An 18,812-nucleotide genomic window follows, 5' to 3' on the forward strand; every position below is an offset into this window, starting at 1 on the left:
CTCCATGTAATTGTCGTAAGGCGGCGGAGATGGCGATTGTGCTAGAGCCTTTTTTGCCGATATAGGAAGGCTGGTGTGACCGCACGCGACGCATTGGGAAACGTAGGAAATCCGGCCATCCGCAATGATCCGACGCCGCACCTCGCGACGCTGATGCGCACATGCATAGCGGGCCTCTATGGCCGCGTAGGTGGCGCTCTTTAGCTGGATAAAACCGCCCAATCTTCCTCCGGTGCCTAACGTTTGGTTAAGGGGCCGGCTTCGCCGGTCCCAGCGAGCGTAGCGAGTGATTTGAACCAGTTGTTAGGCATGCGGTGATTGGCCCTCTGTTTCAGAAGTTACAACTTCAGGATCTGTGCATCGTTTAATAGATAAATGGAGTACCAAAAATGTTGAAGGTGGATTTATGCCGCCTTCCATTCTTTGTTTTTCTGTTGCGGCAAATACAAAGAACCCCTTAGACGATAGCTCCTGAATTTCTTCGTCAAGCTGTTTTGCCGCACGTATTCGCTCAATTGGTTCTAATTCGCTAGCTATATCGCCCCAATCAGATATGTTCTGAATGAAACCGCCAACTAGGTCGACTTCTTCGTCGTTTAAATTGTCACTGTAATCGGAGTATGTGCCATGACATGCCATGGCGAGATTTAGTATTTCTTTGCCCGAGCGAATAACCGGAAGCTGAGTTGGTATTTCGCTTTTGATTCGCCGAATCTTGACGGGGGAGTATTGGGGCTTATCACTTAATTTCTCTGCGACCCACTTTTCATGATTTGACTTTATGTTATTAAGCACACTTGCTGTATATGTTTCTTCTTGGTCGTCAATCATTTTGTGGTGAACTCTGCATAGCAGCATCAAGTTCGATAAGCTATCTATCTCATCTGTTGGGAATTCGGGGTTGTGCCTTGGGCCTCCTTTGGCGCCAGATATAATATGGCACTCATCTCCCACAACCGATTCGGGATCAGCCGTTGTAGGGTCTATCACAAGTGCTTGTCTGCATATTGCACATAGGTTGCCGGATTTGCCCCAGAGTATTTTTCGATTCTTATCTGAGATGGACACGTGGGCTTCCTTGAGTATGCCTAACGATTAAGCTAACGGGCGTCCAAAAGCGCAGCTTTTGGACGCCCAGCGAACGGAGTGAGCGACAGTTGAGCGCATTGTTAGATCTTTATTGCGGCGCCCAATATTTTATAGTTGTTCTTCCAGGCGCTTTCTGTCTGCAGTGTGTCAAATTCGCCTATGAAGCTAGGTGTGCCACTCTCGCAAATGCTCTGCGGCCAGTTATTGTATATTTCTATTTTGGTTTTGCTCTCTAGCCATATGTCGGCAAGAACAATGGCGTACCTGTTTTCGATTTTTATTCCTTGAAGGCCAAGCTCTAGCGTTGCGTGGTGATCGGCAGACCTCATTCGCTCGATGTCATTTTTTATACTGTTAATCTTCTGTGATGGATTGGAAATTCTTTTGGCTTCGATCAGGAAGCTTGTTTTGGACTCAGGGTGAAAGACCACTGCATCTAAATGCTTCTTTACTGTCGTGCTTAAGGGGGCTTCAAACCAAGAAATGGTAGACCCCTCTAGTGTACGATCTAATGAGCTTACAAAATTGTTAGTCAGATTTCTTTCTGTAAAGCCGGTACCATTATGTGCTGGGTAATATGAGTTAAGTATGTTGCTGTATCTTTCGATGGTTTTCTCAAAAGCTAATTCGATGTGTTTTAGCATGCTAATGGCCGTATCTAACGCCAGCCGTAACCGGCGCATTTGTAGTAAGCGAAGCGAACGAAAAATGCGTCCGAGTTCACGGCTTTGTTAGTGATCGAGTCCATTGCTATTTTCATCTAATGACAGCAGCAAGTTAGCAATGGCCTCATAGTCATGCCCTTTAGCTTCTGTTAGTAATTTTTCTAACTCTACAGTCATTGTAAGCTGAGACTCTCGACCATCTATTTTCTCTTGATGTTTAACAGCTCTAGGCTTAAAAAATTTCACTAGCTCGCTAAGACCATTGTCATCGGTAATAAAGCTTACTCTCGGATAGCCAGATCCATTGCGCCCATGATGCTCTATTTCTAGTTTAATTTTTGCAAATCGAGATATAAGCAAAATATCAGCCAAGGCATTTTCAGCATCAAACTCATTCTGGCTTGCTTTGAATTTCATTAGTTTTTTTGCGGATTGGTTCCCATAAAGGCAAGCTAGCGCAATAGTTACTATAGGATGCTGAGTGCTGATAGTTAAGGATTTCGCCTCTAGAATTATTTCCTTGGCCTTGCCGAGCCTTTGCTTGGGAGATACTGAATTTTGCAGCTTGAAGTGATTATTTAGCTTTTCAAGAAAACTCAAATAATCCGATCGCTTGTTTTCAATAGGCTCCCCCATCAGTTCTTCAAGGAAAGCTATTAAGAAATCATCCGATTCAGCGACACGAGCTGTTTTAAAGAATCCTCTTAAAGAAGAGATATCTGCTAATATTTGATCTTTTAGTTCGTCAGCGGTCAATATTCCTCGGGAGTCGCTAACTTTTTCCATTAGCGCGCAAAGATATGAGAAACAATTATTCGGCCTATCTAAGTTGCGAAGCTCGGTGACAAGATTAGCCTTTCGAGGCTGACTTTTCAGCGATTCTTCCGTAAGTTTCGTTGCTCCGACTACGCAAATATCTAACATATACAAAGTCGGAACAATTGCTGACCACTCATTGAACATTGAGTATTGCTCTGGCGTGAGCGTCATTTTCACCGTTATTTCTTGGCCAGCAACGAATTCCTGAGAGTTATCATCATTCATATAATACCTATGGCTGCTTATAATCTTGCGCTTGCATGTCTGAAAATCACTAACAGTGATTAGATGGAAGGCGGTACTAATCCGTTAACAGAGCCTTCCGTATAACTCCGCTCTGCTCTGATAGTCACCACGAAAAAATCAAATTAAATCAAAACATTACCAGTCTGCCTCTGATACTTGAACGTATTCGCTTGACCTCCTCTTTTTGCACTACCATTACTACTGTATATAAAAACAGCATAGGAGTCAGCCATGGAAGGCGCCAGCAAGCCCCGCCTGCGTGAACAGGTCAGGACAGTGATGCGTTTACATCACTACAGCATCCGTACTGAAAAGTCCTACTGGTACTGGATCCGCAATTTCATACGTTTTCATCAACTGCGACACCCGCAGGAACTCGGTTCTGTTGAGGTCAATGCCTTTCTCACCTGGCTTGCCGCCGAACGAAAGGTCGCCGCCGCAACTCAGAATCTGGCACTCAATGCACTGGTTTTCCTGTATGCCAAGGTGTTGCGACAACCCCTTGGTCAGATCGGCGAGATTGTGCGCGCGAAACGCTCGGCTCGGATCCCATGTGTGCTGACTCACGAAGAGGCCACTGCGCTGATCGCTCGGCTTGGCCAGCCGCACCAATTACTGGCGTCGCTGATGTACGGCGCAGGCTTACGTGTCGTGGAGACCGCGCGCTTGCGCATCAAGGATGTGGATTTCGACAAGCAAATCATCACCATCCATGACGGTAAAGGAGCCAAAGATCGTACAACGCTCTTGCCCGCCCCCTTGATCGCACCACTACTGGAGCGCAGAGAGCGCATGTTTGACGCCTAGAAACAGCAGGACTGCTTTTATCAAGCCCCCGTCAGCCTGCCGTTTGCGTTACGACGCAAGTACCCCAATGCCGGGCGTTCCTTCGAGTGGCAGTGGCTGTTCCCATCGGCAGCGCTTTGTATGGATGAGGGCGGACAGATCGTCCGCCATCACATTCACATCAGTACCATACAGAAAGCGGTCAGACATGCCGTCAGGCAATCCAACCTGCACAAACCAGCCAGTTGCCATACTTTTCGCCACAGTTTTGCCACCGAGCTGCTGCGCCGTGGCAGTGATATCCGGACAGTGCAGACGCTGCTGGGGCACGCCGATGTACGCACGACGCAGATCTATACGCATGTGCTGGGCAAGGGTTTTGCCGGTGTGATCAGCCCGCTGGAGTGAGCGCTCTCTGGCGCCCTGGCCGTGCCATTCCCGTATTGCCCTGGACTACCAGTGCCCGGCACCACGCAGATATGTGTTGCCGATTGGAAACCAAAAAATTAGCACAACCACCATGTTGAGTAACGGGTAGCTACTCGCTTGCCTATCTCATCAGACAAGGCTACCGCCCCTGGGTTTCAGCCCCCGGCCCGCTGCTGTTAACCTTTGCTGTGTCAGCAATCGCTCCCATGACGTTCCCCGAGAGATAGATTGTCGTTTGGCTATCATAAGGGAGCAGATCGAAACATGGGAAGAGGAAGTTGATAATAATCTGAGCAGGCTCAATCAATTTGTGAGCGACTGCTGTGTTAAGCCGGCGGTTTGGTTAGCAGAGGATGCAGACATTCCCCTCACCCTCTGCCACAGGGAGAGGGAAATAGAGAAGGGAGCCTGTTCGGGCTCCCTTCTGGCGGCCAAGTTTCCACAGCCACACTCATTCTGGCGATAAGGCTTTGTGACGAACCTACGCGTCCAGCTTCGGCCGATGACGCTTCCTTCCTGCGTGATGGGGCGCCAACCTCGTGCCTCACTTTAATCCCCATCAAATTCAACATTCGTCGTATCTTCCCTTACGCGATCCTGCAAGCGCGTTTCACGCTGGCGGGCGAGATCCCGAAGTGTTCAGCCGTCAGCTTGATGCTCGCTGAATTCTCTTTGCGCCAAATGGCAACGGCAGCATCGTCAATTGTCTTCTCTCGCCCCAGCGCCTTACCTTCTGCCTTCGCCTTGGCAATCCCAGCCATCTGCCGGAGCTTGATGTTTGAACGTTCCAATTCTGCAACAGCGGCCAACATGGTCAGCATGGCTTTGCCAATCGGCGTTGACAGATCAAACCCTTCCCGCAAACTGATGATTGAAACGCCCTTGCTTTGAAGTGCCTCAACCGTATTTAACACGTCGATGGTATTGCGCCCAAGACGGTCTACCGCAGGAACGATCAGCGTGTCTCCCTTGCGTATGAACTTGAACAACTCGGCAAAGCCAGGGCGCTGTAGTGCCTTCACTCCTCCCGATACCCCCTCGTCCGTAAACCAGGTTTCAACATTGTGCGTTTGTTCAATGCTGTGCCGTTGAGCACCAACGCTCTGCTCGCCCGTGCTAACCCTGAGATACCCGATGACTGCCACGATATGCCCCTATGCCTGGCTCATTATCTATAGCTCTAAATGTAGTAATGGCTCACAATAAAAACAACAGCTTTGAGCCATATTTTTGAAGGGCTGATTATATGGCTCAAAAAGTACACATTATGAGCTGCACATAACCTCACTGTCTTCACATCACCTCGGCAGCTTAGGGTGTGCTTATTTGGACATCTAGTAGTACTACCTTGCCAAAATGAGGGGATCTATCATGGCCTCATATTAGATGTGTCATTCGGCATCTTTTGCGCCACGTTTCTTTTTGTAGGCAAGCCAGCCAACTGCAATAGCTGCACCTATCGCGGTACCTATACCAGGTAGGAGGCCGGAACCGATCGCGGCGGCAGCTATCGCGCCAGAGGACATTCCCGCCGCAGTGGCTGCAGTTGCCCCTATTTCAATTGCCTTTGCCCGATTTTTTGCCATGCCAGAACCAAGAAGGCGTCTCATTGTTTCCAACTCGTCGGTTGAGAGATAGGACCGCACATCCTTCATTTCTGTTCGCTTAGAGGCCTGCGCGATGGCATCGAGCTCGTCCCTGCCGAGCAGCAGGAACACAGGGGATAGCCCTAGCGCGGAGGAAAGGTTAATGACTGTGGAGAGTTTGGGGTCGCCCTTAGCGGTGGAGCCACCTTCCAGTTGATTGACAGTAGCGCGAGACACCCCTGCAGCAACGGCAAGCTGGTCTTGCGACATCCCAAGGGCGATGCGCGCAGCAGAAAGATTGCGTGCTAGGGTGTCCTGTACGTCGTCAACTGACAACGACAGCACCTCGCTACTGGTAACCTGGTTGGTCATAACATGCGCCTTAGCTTATCTGCCTCATTACGCAGCCGAACAATCTCAGCTGTGAGAATATGCACTTGTTGGTTTTTCTCACCAAGTGAGGATTGGAGAGACGCAAGTAGCTGCTCTTTCGAAGCTAGTTCGACTTCGATTTGTCGAAGATAGCTACTGTTCGCAGCTTGCTCCCTCTTGCGCTTCTGATGTTGGTCGATTCCGTAAGTGGTGCCACCGATCCCGAGCAGGGTTCCGACCCCTGCCACAATACGCCAAATAACAAGGGGGTTCATATCGTGTTCTCCTGGGTTAGATTCAGGCCTGCACAAAATTGGGTAGTCGAGTGCAAAGCATGCCCCATGACTTCGTTAAAGAACTGGTCGGTCTCTGCACAATCTGCTTGCAAGCCTTCTACTGCCTCGGTAAACACGGCCATACGCTGCGCGATGTTTTGCGCCAGTGCAACGTCGGCCGAGATCGCCTGCTCCAACACACTGTCAGCCTCTCGAGCCTTATTTATGAGCCATCGCCCCCCGACTTGGGTGCCAACAAGAACCGGGAGGCCTACGAGGCCGAGCGAAGCTATTACCAGCGGGAGGAGGTCTAGCGCCGTCTTTACAGCCGTGCCAGCAATAGCTCCTGATGTGGTCACCTCACCACTATGCGCAGAACTGACCTCGGAGACTAAATCGGTAACGATTGCCAGCATGCAAAAGCCTATAGATACTCCTTGCTTGGCGAACTCCTTGGCTACTTCCGGAGCCATGTCTAGGGAATTGGTCCCGAGGTGATATAGCGTTGCATCGGCCGCAGCCCCGCCCGCCCCGAACAGCGCGCCGGTAACGGCAGACTTGCCGACGAGCTTGGCGTCCACTTTGCCCTCTGTGGCGAACTGCACAATTAGGGACACAATTGCGGCGGTGGCGGCTGCTATTGCTGCGCCCCCCGCGATGCGACCGACGACATTGCGTGCGCGGTAAGCGGCGGCGATGTCATCGCGTAATTGTTTTAACTCCTCACGCGTGATGGGGTCGAGACCATCGAGCTTTCCAGCCTTGATGTCAGCCATCAACTGTTCAGCGCGCTGCTCGAGATCTGGAATCCCACGTAGGCGGACTTTGGCTTCTTGAAGCCGCCTTGCCTGAGCCTCGGTGAAAGCATCCGTTGCCACGCGAGGAGTCCCATCCCCATTGACGTAACGAGCGTCTACGTAACCAACCTTTCCGTAACCGGGCGTATTTGCCATCTCCACAAGCGTATCGGCAACGTACTGAGCACCTCCGGTCTTGACCTGACCGTTGTACTTCCAGATTGCTTGACCGTTCTTGGTTTCGAACGCAATGATCAGATCTTTTCTACTCGCGGCATCCGGCGCGAGGCGGATATCTAGGACATTTTGAGCCACATTTGGTGGCCCGTTGATGATCCCAGGATTTTGGCCTGCGTGAAGTGCACTGTAGTCGGAGGCCACGACCACTTCGGCAGCCTTACCTCTTGGATTAGCGCCATTGATAAATGAGTCGAGTGGCCTCCCCGAAGTGGCCATCCGCTCTGCAGTAACCTGAGTCAGCCCGTTTGGGCGCGCTGTGCCGTCACGAATTATCTTAGTGATCGGCTCTGTGGCGGTACCGGGCTCTACGATAGGACGGGTTTGCTTTAGTGCTTCAGCGTAGAGACGAGCTTGGTCAAGAATCGCAGGGTCGGTGATGACTGGCCCGACGATACTCGGGTGAAGCACGTTCGCGCCAACCACCGCGCAGTTTGATGACAACCCATCTTCTTGGCGATATTGCTGGCGATGCTTTCCGTTCATCTGCGCTCCTAGTAGCAATTAAGTAAGAACCCACCTTCCTCATGCTGTTAAAAAATATCTACCACACCACTCAATGTCAACTGCAGTCTACATTGACCAATGGGGTGAATGTGCTCATTCGTATCTTAAGTAGGTTGCCAATTCGCACCTCATGGGGGTGTTGCGTGGAGATGTGCCTGAACGGTTGATGACCTGCCATCGGCGGGGTGACAGGTTTGCGTCTGTGCGATGAAGTGCACCGCGTCCGACTAATAGTCTCAACGCCAACTTATGAGGTATGGAATCGGGGGGAAAGCTAAGCACTAAGTCGGAGGCTTAGGCTATCAGCACTGTGACCTATGACAGGAAGGGATGATCTTGCTCACTAGCGTTTGAGTCCCCTTGCGTGCGCTATCTCGTCACCGAGCTGGATGTGGGTGTGGGTGACCCTGTGTGCAATCGGATTCGGCCGTAAGGAGCCTGTGAAATAGTTGCTGGGTACCGGGTTGAAAGTAGTGCTGGTGAAGGTCGCTACCACGGGATAAGAGAGACCACTCGGACAAAATGCCCCACAAATGCCCCACAGAACAGGGGGCCCTGAAATGCACAAGGGCCTAGCCGAAGCTAAGCCCTTGTTAAATTTGGTCGGTGTGAGAGGATTCGAACCTCCGACCCCTTCGTCCCGAACGAGATTGCCACGATGGCTTTGGGGCTTTCATTCAATCTTACAAAATCAGTCATCCTTATAAACCTCGCTATCTTCGCCCCAGTTGGGTGGATTCACAAACGTGACTGTCGATTTCACCTGCATGCTCCCGTGGCGAACGCCCGAATTTTCTCGCTGCCCCCCATCGCCGTACTTCTTGGGAGCCAGCTTTGAGGCCAGCCATTTACGAGCATCGATCTGCAGGCGAGCACGGGCAATCACATCATGGTTAACTTTTACGTTTCCGTTGGCGTCGAGGAAGGAGTCCTTACTGCCGTCATCGGCAATCTGGAGGATCTCGTCGGCCAGTTTGTCGGCCAGATCCTCGCGCGCGCACGCGTAATGGTCCCTAAATTCTATGTAGCGTTCATCAGCCAACCAGCGCATCACCATGGATTTGGACGGCATACCCGGACGAGCCAACACTGCTCGTAGACTGACCCCACCAGCGATGGCGCTGCATATGGCCTCCCCCAACTCGTTCGTGTATGCGCTCCGACGGCCTCTAGTTACCGATTTGGTATTCGACGTATTGGTTTCCACAGTGGAAACCTGAGGAGTGCAAACTGGGCTCATAACCTGAGTTGTGGCGTTCACATGATCAGCGCCACTGATAGGAGCCGTAGGCATACCTGAAGATGAGGTAGCGTTAACTGGTGTTGTGACTCTTGACCATTTGTGCGTCTTGGCCCGCTTGTTAATGGCGGTATGTGAAATACCGTGCTCTATCGCTATCTGGCGCACACTCTGGCGGCCAGCACAGTACGCGAGTTCGATACTGTGCCAGTCTGGGGAATCTGTTGTATGCATAGGGGAATAGGTCATAGGCGACCAGTATTTACGATGGGGGTAGACCGGTTCCAGCCCTACAGGGGGAGGACGATAATCATTGCACAGATGTGCGGCAATCAATCCATCTTCCCCCAGTCAGCTTCTCGCACGGCTCAATCTCTTGAGGTTGTGCTCTGTCTCCATAGTACTGTAGTGGAAGAACACCCTACCGATTTTGGTCAGTCAGACGCGGCCTTCCATCCAGATGCTCTGTGGCCCGTGTTACACCTTTCCTAGCTGAGATAGCTACGGCCTGCAGGGCCTGCTTAAGGATCCGGCCACGGCGGGGGGACCTTTGGTTGTTAGGGTCTTCACCCTCCTTGAGGGGGCGCATCGAGCCATCTTGATAGTTGGCCTCCAGGGCGCAATATGCTTTCAAGAAGCGAGACTCTGCTGCATCACCGTCACCCTTGAGAATACCCGCCAGCCCACCACAATTCCTTACCGCCTGCGCCGCCTGAGTGTCATATTGCGAATTGAGTTGGGTGTGCCCCCTCTCCTTCATGTGATGCAGGTTCACCCTGATGAACGCGAACCATTCGCGGCCCCACTCTTCAGGCGACTTCATACCAGACAAGGCGGAGATCTCTTGGGCCAGGCCCGCCAGTTCGCCAGGCTTGGGAAAGAAGGAGCCAAAGCGCGGACTAGTCACCGCCTCCCGGTAGGTGGCCTCCACTACTGCCAGCGGGAACGGCGCCAGAGCGACAAAGCAGGCCTCCAGATAGCCCTCATCACCCCGGAGGTGCTGATAGGCATCGGTCAGGCGCTTGTGCAGAGCGGTAAAACGCGGCTTATCATTCATGTTCATAGGTAAATCCCTGCTGTTGCTGGTTATTGCCTAGGAAGCGATCAAAAATTGCATCCTGATCGGCCATCTGTTGTTGATATTTCGTTGGGCGGCTGCTGGTGGAGTGACCTGGGCTTTTGAAGTCGCGCAGGAACCAATCCGCCTTGAAGCCTTGCCAGCCCCTCACATTCCACTCATTCAAGATCTGGTCATCAGTAGCACCGGCCGCGCGGCAAGTGGCAAACTCCGTGCCCAAGGTATTGATGATTCGTTGGGTCAGCGGCTTGCCCTTCGTGTGGGCCTTTCGGATTGTCTTCACCTCGTCTATCAGCTCGGGCGTCATGTTGAGCGGGGAGAAATCCAGACCCTTGAAATCCTTTTTCAGAGCGCCAGCGACATAATTTTTATCGTTACCTTCCTTCATCCCTTTCCATTGTTCTTTATTCTTACTGTGGTCGTCTCCTGGTTGAGTGGTGGTTTTTTCCTGGCTGTCAGTCGGCGAGGACATGAGAGAAAGCATTGAAATTACTGTGATTTTTCCAAATTTTATCTGGCTGATTTCTCGCTCATCCTTCAGTTGCTTCAAAACGCGACGAATGACACCCTGGGTGAGTCCTGTTTTGCTTGCCCACTGGCTCCGGCCAAACACCAGTTGCCCCCTCTTGAGGTGAACTGTCTGGCCGCAGGCGGTGATCAGGCGATCCTTAATGGCAGCCTCGATCAGGAGACGGTTGTATAAGTGCGATCCTGCTGGGTCGTGCTCAAACAGCTCTATGATGCGGCGCTGAGCCATTACAAAACCCTCCATCCCACTCCCCTCGCAGCTTCCTCCAGACTAAATTTGGGTAAGGTTTCCCCCCGAGGCTGATTGCCCCAACTTGTTAATGTCATCGTGTAGACCTTACTGATTGATACTAGGTATGCATGCGGCATTGGCTTAATGCCCATCACTGGATCTCCGAACTATCCGATTACAAACGCTCCTCGTGTCCAGCTGACTGACCTCTGGCAGGTGCTAGGGCTCCGTCTCGCCACAGTAGTTGGGGAAACAGGTCTGCAAGTGATGAGCACCTGTGATGTTGATCAGGGCGAACTGCTCTTCGGGATGCCTGTCATCCCCGCAGAACCGGCCGGTAAAGGGGATAACGCAAGTGCTTATGCGGTTCACCATGGTAAGCACAACCAGATGGTGGTAGATACCGAACAGCAGCAATGCGAGCTGGAGAACGGGGTGAAAATTGGGGAGGAAACTGTCAATACAGTACGAGTCGTGGTTCACTGATGTGGCATGGGTAACGCGCATGTTAGAACCTCTCGCCGGTGTGATGAGCAGTGCGACTGGCCAGGAACTCGGCCAGATCGCTGATGCGGTATTTCACCAAGCGTCCGACCTTGAGATAGGGCAGGTTGTAGCGGCCGGTAGAGCGCCAGACGGCCAACGTCGTCGCCTTCACGGCAAGGACCTCAGCGGCCTGCTTGTCACCTACGTTAACGGGAGGATTTTTGGGGTCAAAGCCGAGTTGCGCGACAATCTGTGCTGCAATCTCAGCCTTGAGATTGGCAATATCGGTGGCGGGGGGAGTGCGCATGAAACTAACCTCGTTCAGTTTGATATGACGGGGTTAGATTAGGTATTGGAAGATCTCGATTACAGACCACTCTCCGCGGAAACTGTACATCCTCCGCGGAGAGTGTAAACCTATCTAGAGATCACCTTTCGACCAAATGTGTCTCCAACAAGGCTATTCAAATCTGAACTTCTAAATTTCGACTGATTAAAGTGGCTTCGCCGCATTTTTGCGCTTAGCCTTCTCATGTTCGGAAAGCCATTTGCACAGGACTCTCTCTGTTACCCCATATGTTATGTGGTTACGACGGGCAAACTCACTCATGTTGGTGAGACCACTTTCATCCCATGCCTGCAGAGCCCCAGCCATCCGCTCTCGGTTGATTTTATGGTTAATATCGTTAGCCTTTTTCGACGCGCGCTGTAGGGCTCCATCAACACCCATTTTTATAATGCCTGACGCATTCCTCACCAGAGTCTGAAACATCAATGTAAGCCGATGATTCTGCTCCGCCAGAGAGCGGTAATGCTCACTAATGCTATGAAACCCTTTATCCATAGGAGGCTTACTGTTCAGGACGTCTACATAGATCATATGCTGCGCGGCAATCTCAGCCACTTGGGCCGGGGTGTAGAGCCTCTGAAGCTCCTCGGCCAATGCGCTTGTTTGTTCGTTGTATTCCTCCTCGGAAGTAATCTCCTTACCATGCTTCCAGCTTTGTTTATCCATTTATCGCTCTCTGATACCCCCACTGGATAGATCGGTCCGCCAGACAGGTGGGAACTCTGCTATTCGCCCGTCGGGCTAGGCTGCCCGCTATTCGTTTGGTTTCTTGTTCCCCTAGTTCACCCGCAAATTACTGTCAGCGTTTGCTCGTCCTTCCTTCGACGGGCGACTTGATACCAGCCGCGTCCATCATGGCGCTTGTTGCCGTCTCAACGGACTGGCGCACGGGGTCAAGATCCAGGCGGGCATAGATGGCCGTAGCCTGATGTGTTTTGTGGTTTAGCGACTTGCCGATGATCGCAAGCGAAGCGCCGCTCTTGGCCTGCCAGCTCCCCAGGGTACGGCGTAGATCATGTATACGCAGGTCAGTCATGTCATAGGTTGCAGGGTCTATTCCCACCTCATCGGCCAACGCGCGATAACGCTTCTCCGTAACAACTGGCGCTTGGGCAATTTGCATTTCGGCCTGTTGGCGCTCCTCACTGGTGAGCTTGCCCAACTCCTCCAAATGGTCAAGTAGACGACTTAGGCTGGCGCGAATCAAAATTGTCTTCCATGCCTTTTTCGGTTCGACCAAATGCCCTGTTTTGCCCTCGCCGGGAAACACGAAAGAGGCATGACCAGTTGTATGCTTGCGGTTAGCGAGAACAGTCACTGCCTCTGGTGATAGAGTGACGTTTTGTGGGGTGCCGTTCTTGGTCATACCGATCCGCCAGATGCGGGCATCAAGGTCGATATCGCGCCAAGCCATCTCTTGTACGTTGGAGCGTCTGGCGCCTGTCAGTAGCGACAACCAAAAGAAGTCGGCAAGACTCGACTTGTCGATGGCTGCAAACAGATATGGTAGTTCTGACGCTTGAACAAAACGATCGCGTGAAGGTGCCGGATTTTTTTGAATGCGGCTCGCTGGATTGGTACCGCTGAATATCTCCAGGTCGGCGGCGAAGTTGAACACCGATGAAACGATGGCGAGCGCCCGGTCGGCTTGGGCTGCACTTTTCTTCGTGGTTTTGGTGTGGATAGATTTGATATCTGCGCGAGTAATGTGCGACAACTTCTTAGACTTAATCGGCTCCAGATACATGCGCAAGTTGTCGCGATAGTCACGCTTAGTACGCTCCCCGATGGGAGTACCATCGCGCTTGAGCTTCTCGACCAAGAACTGCTCGAACAATTCAGTAAAACTGGGCTCTTCTCTGATTGCCCGACGAGCAGCGGCGGGGTTAGCGCCGGCGGCAAACTCGCCAAGAATCTTCTGCGCCTCGTTACGGGCTTGCTCGATAGTCATTTCAGGGAAAGAACCGAGCTTGATCCAAGCAATCGATGCACCGGAACGCTTTACAACGTAGAAGGAGCGAGCGCCTGCTGCGGTGATCCGCATAGCCAGCTTTGGTACTTCGGTATCGTATACCGCTAAGCGCTTTCCCTGCTCAGGTGGCGTGATTGACGATAATTCCGTTTTGGTGAATCTGAACCTTTCCATGATCCTGCCAATCTCCATCAGGCTAACGCTGGGCTAACATGAGATAACAAATTTTGTCGATTTTTGTGTTAGCCCGCAAAGGCAAGATTAGACTTAAAGTATTGTTTTGTATAGTGTTGAATGGGTTGATAAATGTGGAGGTATTCACACGCCCTCTCATTCGTAATGCGAAGGTCGCAGGTTCGACTCCTGTTTCCGGCACCAGATAGATGAGAAGGCTCGCAGCGATGCGGGCCTTTTTCTATTTCAGCCTGGGCAAGCCTGGCGTTCGCGAACCGGGCCTGCGCTCGGCAGCGAAGTGTCCAGAAGAGGCGGCCATTCACATATAAAAATGGGGCGAACCCTGCGGTTCACCCCGTTTTTGTCACATTGTCAGCAATCGGATGAGAGACTAGCCCTGCCCTTCGGGGGCCTCCTTGGGTGCCTGCCAGCCACCGCCGACCGCCTTGTAGAGTGCGACCTGGTTGCTGAGCTGGGCCAGGCGGGTGCTGATGAGCCCCTGCCGTGCGCTGAACAGGGTGCGCTGGGCATCGAGCCGGGTGAGATAACTGTCCACCCCCTGCTCGTAGCGGAACTCCGCCAGCTTGAAGTAGGTCTGGTTGGCATCCACCAGATCCTGCTGGGCCTGCAGCTGCTGCTGGTAGTCCGCCTGGGCACCGAGCGTATCCGCGACCTCCTTGAAGGCGGTCTGGATGCTCTTCTCGTAGCTCGCCACCGCCTGTTTGGTGCCGACCTCGGCCACATCCAGATCCGCAATGCGCTTGCCACCGTCGAAGATGGGCAGGTTTATCTGGGGCATGAAGGTCCAGGTGCCGGTGCCGCCGTCAAACAGCCCGCTCAGCTGATTGCTGGCGGTGCCCGCCGTCGCGGTGAGCGAGATGGTCGGGAAGAAGGCGGCACGGGCCGCGCCTATATTGGCGTTGGCCGCCTTCAGGCTGTGCTCCGCCGCCAGTATGTCGGGCCGCTGTTGCAGCAGGCTGGAGGGGGCCCCCACCGGGATCGGCGCCAGTTGCACCTCGGCCAGGGTCGCCGGTTGACCTTCCAGCACCGGCACTTCTGTGCCGAGCAGCAGGGCCAGGCCATTTCTGTCCTGTTTCACCTGGCGCTGGTATTGCGCCTGGCTGACCCGGGCGTTCTCGAGCGCCGTGCGCCCCTGCGCCAGCTCCATCTCGGAGGCCGCCCCCAGCCGGTACTTGTGCTGGGTCAGGGCATAGCTCTCCTGCTCGGTCGCCAGCGTCGCCTGGCTCAGGGCCAGCAGCTCCTGATCCGCCAGCAGGGTGAGGTAGGCATTCGCCACCGAGGCGATCAGCGCTATCTGGGTGCTGCGCTGGGTCTCGATCTGCGCCAGGTAGTTCTCCAGCGCCTGATCTTTCAGGCTCTGGATCCGGCCAAACAGATCCAGCTCATAGGCGGTGATGCCGATGTCGGCGCCGTACTGGCTGCTGATGCTCCCCTGCCCCGTGCTGCTGAGATCGTCGGATCCCTGCTGACGGGTGCCGGAGCCGCTGGCGGCCAGGGTCGGCAACTGGGCCGCCCGCTGGATCCGGTATCTCGCCTCATAGGCCTCGACGTTGAGGGCCGCGAGCCGCAGATCCCGGTTGTTCTCGAGCGCGGTGTCGATCAGCTTTTGCAGTGCCGGATCCAGAAACTGTTGCTGCCAGGGCGCCAGCGCCCCCTGAGTGGCGAGGTTCTCTTGCCAGGAGGCGCCTTGCGGCACCTCGGGGCGTTGGTAATCGGGGGCCATGGAACAGGCCCCCAGCAGCAGCGTCACACTCAGGGCGACCAGGGTCTTAGTCATGTTGGGTCTCCTTGGTCAGCGCGACGCGCTCCTCGGCTGAACTGTGTTTGGTGAAGTAGCGCATCACCAGCACGAAGAACAACGGTACGAAGAAGATGGCGAGCACGGTTGCCGTGATCATCCCCCCCATCACGCCGGTGCCGATGGCGTTGCGGCTGCTGGCGCCGGCACCTGTGCTGATCACCAGCGGCAAGACGCCGAGGATGAAGGCAAGGGACGTCATCAGGATCGGACGCAGACGCTGACGGGAGGCTTCCACCACCGCATCGCCGAGTTTCATCCCCTTGTCATGGAGCTCCTTGGCGAACTCGACGATCAGGATGGCGTTCTTGGCCGAGAGCCCTATGGTGGTGAGCAGACCCACCTGGAAGTAGACGTCGTTCTCAAGCCCACGCAGGGTTGCGGCCAAAATGGCCCCCAGCACCCCGAGCGGCACCACCAGCATGACAGAGAACGGAATACTCCAGCTCTCGTACAGGGCCGCCAGACAGAGGAAGACCACCAAGAGCGAGATGGCGTAGAGCGCCGGCGCCTGGGAGCCAGCCTGACGCTCCTGGAAGGAGAGCCCGGTCCACTCGATGCCTATGCCTTCCGGCAGTTGTTTCACCATTTGCTCGATGGCCGCCATGGCGTCACCGGTACTCTTGCCCGGCGCCGCTTCACCGACGATCTCCATGGCGGAGACACCGTTGTAGCGCTCCAGGCGGGGCGAGCCGAAGCTCCACTCGGTACTGGCAAAGGCGGAGAAAGGCACCATCTGGCCCGTGCTGTTGCGCACGTACCACAGCTTGAGATCCTCCGGGTTCATCCGGAAGGGGGCATCCGCCTGCAGGTAGACCTTCTTGACCCGGCCTCTGTCGACGAAGTCGTTCACGTAGGAGGAGCCCCAGGCCGCCGACAGGGTGTTGTTGATGTCGCTGATGGAAAGCCCCTGGGCCAGCGCCTTCTCGTAGTCGATCTTGATGTCGAGCTGGGGGGTGTCTTCCATCCCGTTCGGGCGTACCCGCACCAGGTTGGGATCCTGCGCCGCCATGCCGAGCAACTGGTTGCGCGCCTGCATCAGCTTCTCGTGACCCAGACCACCGCGGTCCTGCAGGAAGAAGTCGAAGCCGGTGGCCGTGCCGAGTTCAGGGATGGGAGGCAGGTTGAAGGCAAAGACCTGAGCTTCCTTGATGCTGAACAGATAGCCCATGGCGCGGCCTATGATGGCATTGGCGCTGCGCTCTTCCCCTTTACGCTCGCTCCAGTCCTTCAACTTGATGAAGGCCATGCCGCTGTTCTGGCCGCTACCGGCGAAGCTGAAGCCCGCCACCGTCAGCACGGAGTCGACGTTGTCCTTCTCGTTTTCGAGGAAGTAGTCGCGCATGTCGGCCAGCACCACCTCGGTACGCTCCTTGGTGGCCCCGACCGGCAGCTGCACCATGGACATGATGACCCCCTGATCCTCTTCCGGCAGGAAGGAGGTGGGCAGACGCATGAAGAGCACCGCCAGCACCGCCAGCATGGCCAGGTAGATGATGCCGTAGCGGGTCCCCTGCTTGATCACCTTGCGCACGCCGTTCTGGTAGCGGTTGGCATTGGTGTCGAAGAAGCGGTTGAACCAGCCGAAGAAGCCGCGCTGGGCACCGAACTCCCCGTGTTTCATGGGCTTGAGCAGGGTGGCACAGAGCGCCGGCGTCAGGATCAGCGCCACCAGCACCGACAGCACCATGGCCGAGACTATGGTGAGGGAGAACTGGCGATAGATGGCGCCGGTCGAACCGCCGAAGAAGGCCATGGGCACGAACACCGCCGACAGCACCAGGGCGATGCCCACCAGGGCGCCGGTGATCTGGGTCATGGACTTGCGGGTCGCTTCAAGAGGGGAGAGCCCCTCCTCGCTCATCAGCCGCTCCACGTTCTCCACCACCACGATGGCGTCATCCACCAGCAGGCCGATGGCGAGTACCAGACCGAACATGGTCAGGGTGTTGATGGAGAAGCCGAAGGCCGCCATGACGCCGAAGGTACCGAGCAGCACCACGGGCACGGCGATGGTCGGGATCAGGGTCGCCCGGAAGTTCTGCAGGAACAGATACATAACGCAGAACACCAGGAAGATGGCCTCGATCAGCGTCTGCACCACCTCCTCGATGGAGATCTTCACGAACGGCGTGGTGTCGTAGGGGTAGACGATCTTCATGTTGGCCGGGAAGTAGGCTGAAAGTTCACCCAGCTTGGCACGTACCATCTCGGCGGTATCCAGCGCATTGGCTCCGGTGGCCAGCTTGATGGCGACCGCCGCCGTGGCCTGACCGTTGTAGAGCGCGGAGGCATCGTAACTTTCGCCGGCGAGCTCGACCCGGGCCACGTCTTTGAGCAGCACCTTGGAGCCATCCTGATTCACCCGCAACAGGATGTTGTTGAACTCCTCCGGGGTGGAGAGACGGGTCTGCCCCATGATGGTGGCGGTAAATTGCTGATCGCTCACCGCCGGGGTGCCCCCCAGCTTGCCGAACGCAACCTGGGCGTTCTGGGCCTGGATGGCGGCCTGCACGTCTCCCGGGGTCATCTGTACCCGGTTGAGCTTGTGAGGATCGAGCCAGACCCGCATGGAGTACTGGCTGCCGAACAAGGTGATGTCACCCACCCCATCCAGCCGGCTCAGGGGCTCCTTGATGTTGGAGACCACGTAATCGGCGAGATCGTCGTTGGTCATGTTGCCATCGGTGGAGATGAAGGCGGCCACCATCAGGAAGCTGCTGGAAGTCTTCTGGACCCGGACACCCTGCTGCTGCACCTCTTGGGGCAGGAGCGACATGGCCTGCTGCAACTTGTTCTGCACCTGCACCTGGGCGATGTCGGGATCGGTGCCCGGTTTGAAGGTGAGGGTCACGCTGACGTTGCCGGACGAATCGGACTGGGCAGACATGTAGAGCAGGTGATCCAGCCCCGTCATGTTCTGCTCGATGATCTGGGTCACCGAGTCTTCCACCGTCTTGGCGGACGCCCCCGGGTAGCTGGCGGAAATGCCGACGGCCGGCGGGGCTATGGTCGGGTACTGGGCGACCGGCAGGCCTATGATGGCCATGGCCCCGGCCAGCATGATCACCAGGGCGATCACCCAGGCGAAAATGGGTCTGTCTATGAAAAATCGTGCCATGAGGC

The 18,812-nt window shown here is 54.7% G+C and carries 16 protein-coding genes and 1 pseudogene; 2 read left to right on the top strand and 15 right to left on the bottom strand.

The annotated features are described in order from the left end of the window. Nucleotides 1-303: 303 nt before the first annotated feature. From KW824_RS06145 to KW824_RS06155, 3 genes are all read right to left on the bottom strand, one after another. Nucleotides 304-1,068: an HNH endonuclease signature motif containing protein gene (locus KW824_RS06145; RefSeq protein WP_218409272.1), complete on the bottom strand. Its 765-nt coding sequence runs from the start codon at nucleotides 1,066-1,068 to the stop codon at nucleotides 304-306. Between the two features lie 101 nt (nucleotides 1,069-1,169). Further along, nucleotides 1,170-1,733, bottom strand: a complete 564-nt coding sequence (locus KW824_RS06150; protein ID WP_218409273.1) for a hypothetical protein — start codon at nucleotides 1,731-1,733, stop codon at nucleotides 1,170-1,172. Between the two features lie 87 nt (nucleotides 1,734-1,820). Continuing rightward, complete coding sequence (locus KW824_RS06155) at nucleotides 1,821-2,798, bottom strand: hypothetical protein (protein WP_218409274.1); 978 nt, start codon at nucleotides 2,796-2,798, stop codon at nucleotides 1,821-1,823. Nucleotides 2,799-3,050: 252 nt separating this feature from the next. Between KW824_RS06155 and KW824_RS06160 the strand changes: the two are divergent. Continuing rightward, a pseudogene (locus tag KW824_RS06160) lies at nucleotides 3,051-4,013 on the top strand (integron integrase). 608 nt (nucleotides 4,014-4,621) lie between these two features. Here the strand turns inward: KW824_RS06160 and KW824_RS06165 are convergent. From KW824_RS06165 to KW824_RS06195, 7 genes are all read right to left on the bottom strand, one after another. Next, on the bottom strand, nucleotides 4,622-5,179 hold the full coding sequence (locus KW824_RS06165; RefSeq protein ID WP_218409275.1) for a recombinase family protein: 558 nt from the start codon (nucleotides 5,177-5,179) through the stop codon (nucleotides 4,622-4,624). A gap of 246 nt (nucleotides 5,180-5,425) precedes the next feature. Next, nucleotides 5,426-5,992 carry a helix-turn-helix domain-containing protein gene (locus KW824_RS06170; protein ID WP_218409276.1) on the bottom strand — a complete coding sequence of 189 codons (567 nt, stop codon included), beginning with the start codon at nucleotides 5,990-5,992 and terminating at the stop codon, nucleotides 5,426-5,428. Further along, complete coding sequence (locus KW824_RS06175) at nucleotides 5,989-6,267, bottom strand: hypothetical protein (RefSeq protein WP_218409277.1); 279 nt, start codon at nucleotides 6,265-6,267, stop codon at nucleotides 5,989-5,991. Before KW824_RS06175 ends, KW824_RS06170 begins: the two co-directional genes overlap by 4 nt. Continuing rightward, a complete protein-coding gene (locus tag KW824_RS06180; protein ID WP_218409278.1) occupies nucleotides 6,264-7,787 on the bottom strand; it encodes a hypothetical protein in 1,524 nt (507 codons plus the stop codon). Before KW824_RS06180 ends, KW824_RS06175 begins: the two co-directional genes overlap by 4 nt. Nucleotides 7,788-8,499: 712 nt before the next feature. Continuing rightward, nucleotides 8,500-9,297 carry a hypothetical protein gene (locus KW824_RS21215; RefSeq protein WP_371316612.1) on the bottom strand — a complete coding sequence of 266 codons (798 nt, stop codon included), beginning with the start codon at nucleotides 9,295-9,297 and terminating at the stop codon, nucleotides 8,500-8,502. 172 nt (nucleotides 9,298-9,469) lie between these two features. Next, the gene (locus KW824_RS06190) at nucleotides 9,470-10,111 is read right to left on the bottom strand and encodes a hypothetical protein (protein WP_218409279.1); all 642 of its coding nucleotides are present in this window, start codon (nucleotides 10,109-10,111) and stop codon (nucleotides 9,470-9,472) included. Beyond that, nucleotides 10,098-10,883 (bottom strand): hypothetical protein, encoded by a 786-nt coding sequence (locus tag KW824_RS06195; protein ID WP_218409280.1) that lies wholly within the window; start codon nucleotides 10,881-10,883, stop codon nucleotides 10,098-10,100. Before KW824_RS06195 ends, KW824_RS06190 begins: the two co-directional genes overlap by 14 nt. Before the next feature lie 270 nt (nucleotides 10,884-11,153). Here KW824_RS06195 and KW824_RS06200 point away from each other — a divergent pair, with 270 nt between their 5' ends. Further along, on the top strand, nucleotides 11,154-11,372 hold the full coding sequence (locus KW824_RS06200; RefSeq protein WP_144715261.1) for a hypothetical protein: 219 nt from the start codon (nucleotides 11,154-11,156) through the stop codon (nucleotides 11,370-11,372). A 22-nt stretch (nucleotides 11,373-11,394) separates the two neighbouring features. Here KW824_RS06200 and KW824_RS06205 read toward each other — a convergent pair whose 3' ends face one another. The 5 genes from KW824_RS06205 to KW824_RS06225 all read right to left on the bottom strand — a co-directional run bounded on the left by KW824_RS06205 (nucleotide 11,395) and on the right by KW824_RS06225 (nucleotide 18,807). Continuing rightward, nucleotides 11,395-11,679: a helix-turn-helix domain-containing protein gene (locus KW824_RS06205; RefSeq protein WP_144715259.1), complete on the bottom strand. Its 285-nt coding sequence runs from the start codon at nucleotides 11,677-11,679 to the stop codon at nucleotides 11,395-11,397. A 186-nt stretch (nucleotides 11,680-11,865) separates the two neighbouring features. Continuing rightward, entirely contained in the window at nucleotides 11,866-12,387 is a 522-nt protein-coding gene (locus KW824_RS06210; protein ID WP_211029013.1) for a hypothetical protein, read from the bottom strand. Between the two features lie 133 nt (nucleotides 12,388-12,520). Continuing rightward, entirely contained in the window at nucleotides 12,521-13,867 is a 1,347-nt protein-coding gene (locus KW824_RS06215) for a site-specific integrase (RefSeq protein WP_218409281.1), read from the bottom strand. Between the two features lie 391 nt (nucleotides 13,868-14,258). Further along, nucleotides 14,259-15,665: an efflux transporter outer membrane subunit gene (locus tag KW824_RS06220; RefSeq protein ID WP_218409282.1), complete on the bottom strand. Its 1,407-nt coding sequence runs from the start codon at nucleotides 15,663-15,665 to the stop codon at nucleotides 14,259-14,261. Then, nucleotides 15,658-18,807, bottom strand: a complete 3,150-nt coding sequence (locus tag KW824_RS06225) for an efflux RND transporter permease subunit (RefSeq protein WP_218409283.1) — start codon at nucleotides 18,805-18,807, stop codon at nucleotides 15,658-15,660. The genes KW824_RS06220 and KW824_RS06225 overlap by 8 nt, the downstream gene beginning before the upstream one ends. Nucleotides 18,808-18,812 lie beyond the last annotated feature (5 nt).

The sequence above is a fragment of the Aeromonas sp. sif0611 genome (assembly GCF_019218845.1).
Classification (GTDB): domain Bacteria; phylum Pseudomonadota; class Gammaproteobacteria; order Enterobacterales; family Aeromonadaceae; genus Aeromonas; species Aeromonas media.

Excerpts from the sequence above, each read along its gene's own strand:
- KW824_RS06225 (WP_218409283.1), bottom strand. The coding sequence starts at position 18,807 with ATGGCACGATTTTTCATAGACAGACCCATTTTCGCCTGGGTGATCGCC.
- KW824_RS06195 (WP_218409280.1), bottom strand. The coding sequence starts at position 10,883 with ATGGCTCAGCGCCGCATCATAGAGCTGTTTGAGCACGACCCAGCAGGA.
- KW824_RS06220 (WP_218409282.1), bottom strand. The coding sequence starts at position 15,665 with ATGACTAAGACCCTGGTCGCCCTGAGTGTGACGCTGCTGCTGGGGGCC.
- KW824_RS06210 (WP_211029013.1), bottom strand. The coding sequence starts at position 12,387 with ATGGATAAACAAAGCTGGAAGCATGGTAAGGAGATTACTTCCGAGGAG.
- KW824_RS06205 (WP_144715259.1), bottom strand. The coding sequence starts at position 11,679 with ATGCGCACTCCCCCCGCCACCGATATTGCCAATCTCAAGGCTGAGATT.
- KW824_RS06175 (WP_218409277.1), bottom strand. The coding sequence starts at position 6,267 with ATGAACCCCCTTGTTATTTGGCGTATTGTGGCAGGGGTCGGAACCCTG.
- KW824_RS06190 (WP_218409279.1), bottom strand. The coding sequence starts at position 10,111 with ATGAACATGAATGATAAGCCGCGTTTTACCGCTCTGCACAAGCGCCTG.
- KW824_RS06170 (WP_218409276.1), bottom strand. The coding sequence starts at position 5,992 with ATGACCAACCAGGTTACCAGTAGCGAGGTGCTGTCGTTGTCAGTTGAC.
- KW824_RS21215 (WP_371316612.1), bottom strand. The coding sequence starts at position 9,297 with ATGACCTATTCCCCTATGCATACAACAGATTCCCCAGACTGGCACAGT.
- KW824_RS06200 (WP_144715261.1), top strand. The coding sequence starts at position 11,154 with ATGAGCACCTGTGATGTTGATCAGGGCGAACTGCTCTTCGGGATGCCT.
- KW824_RS06215 (WP_218409281.1), bottom strand. The coding sequence starts at position 13,867 with ATGGAAAGGTTCAGATTCACCAAAACGGAATTATCGTCAATCACGCCA.
- KW824_RS06155 (WP_218409274.1), bottom strand. The coding sequence starts at position 2,798 with ATGAATGATGATAACTCTCAGGAATTCGTTGCTGGCCAAGAAATAACG.
- KW824_RS06180 (WP_218409278.1), bottom strand. The coding sequence starts at position 7,787 with ATGAACGGAAAGCATCGCCAGCAATATCGCCAAGAAGATGGGTTGTCA.
- KW824_RS06150 (WP_218409273.1), bottom strand. The coding sequence starts at position 1,733 with ATGCTAAAACACATCGAATTAGCTTTTGAGAAAACCATCGAAAGATAC.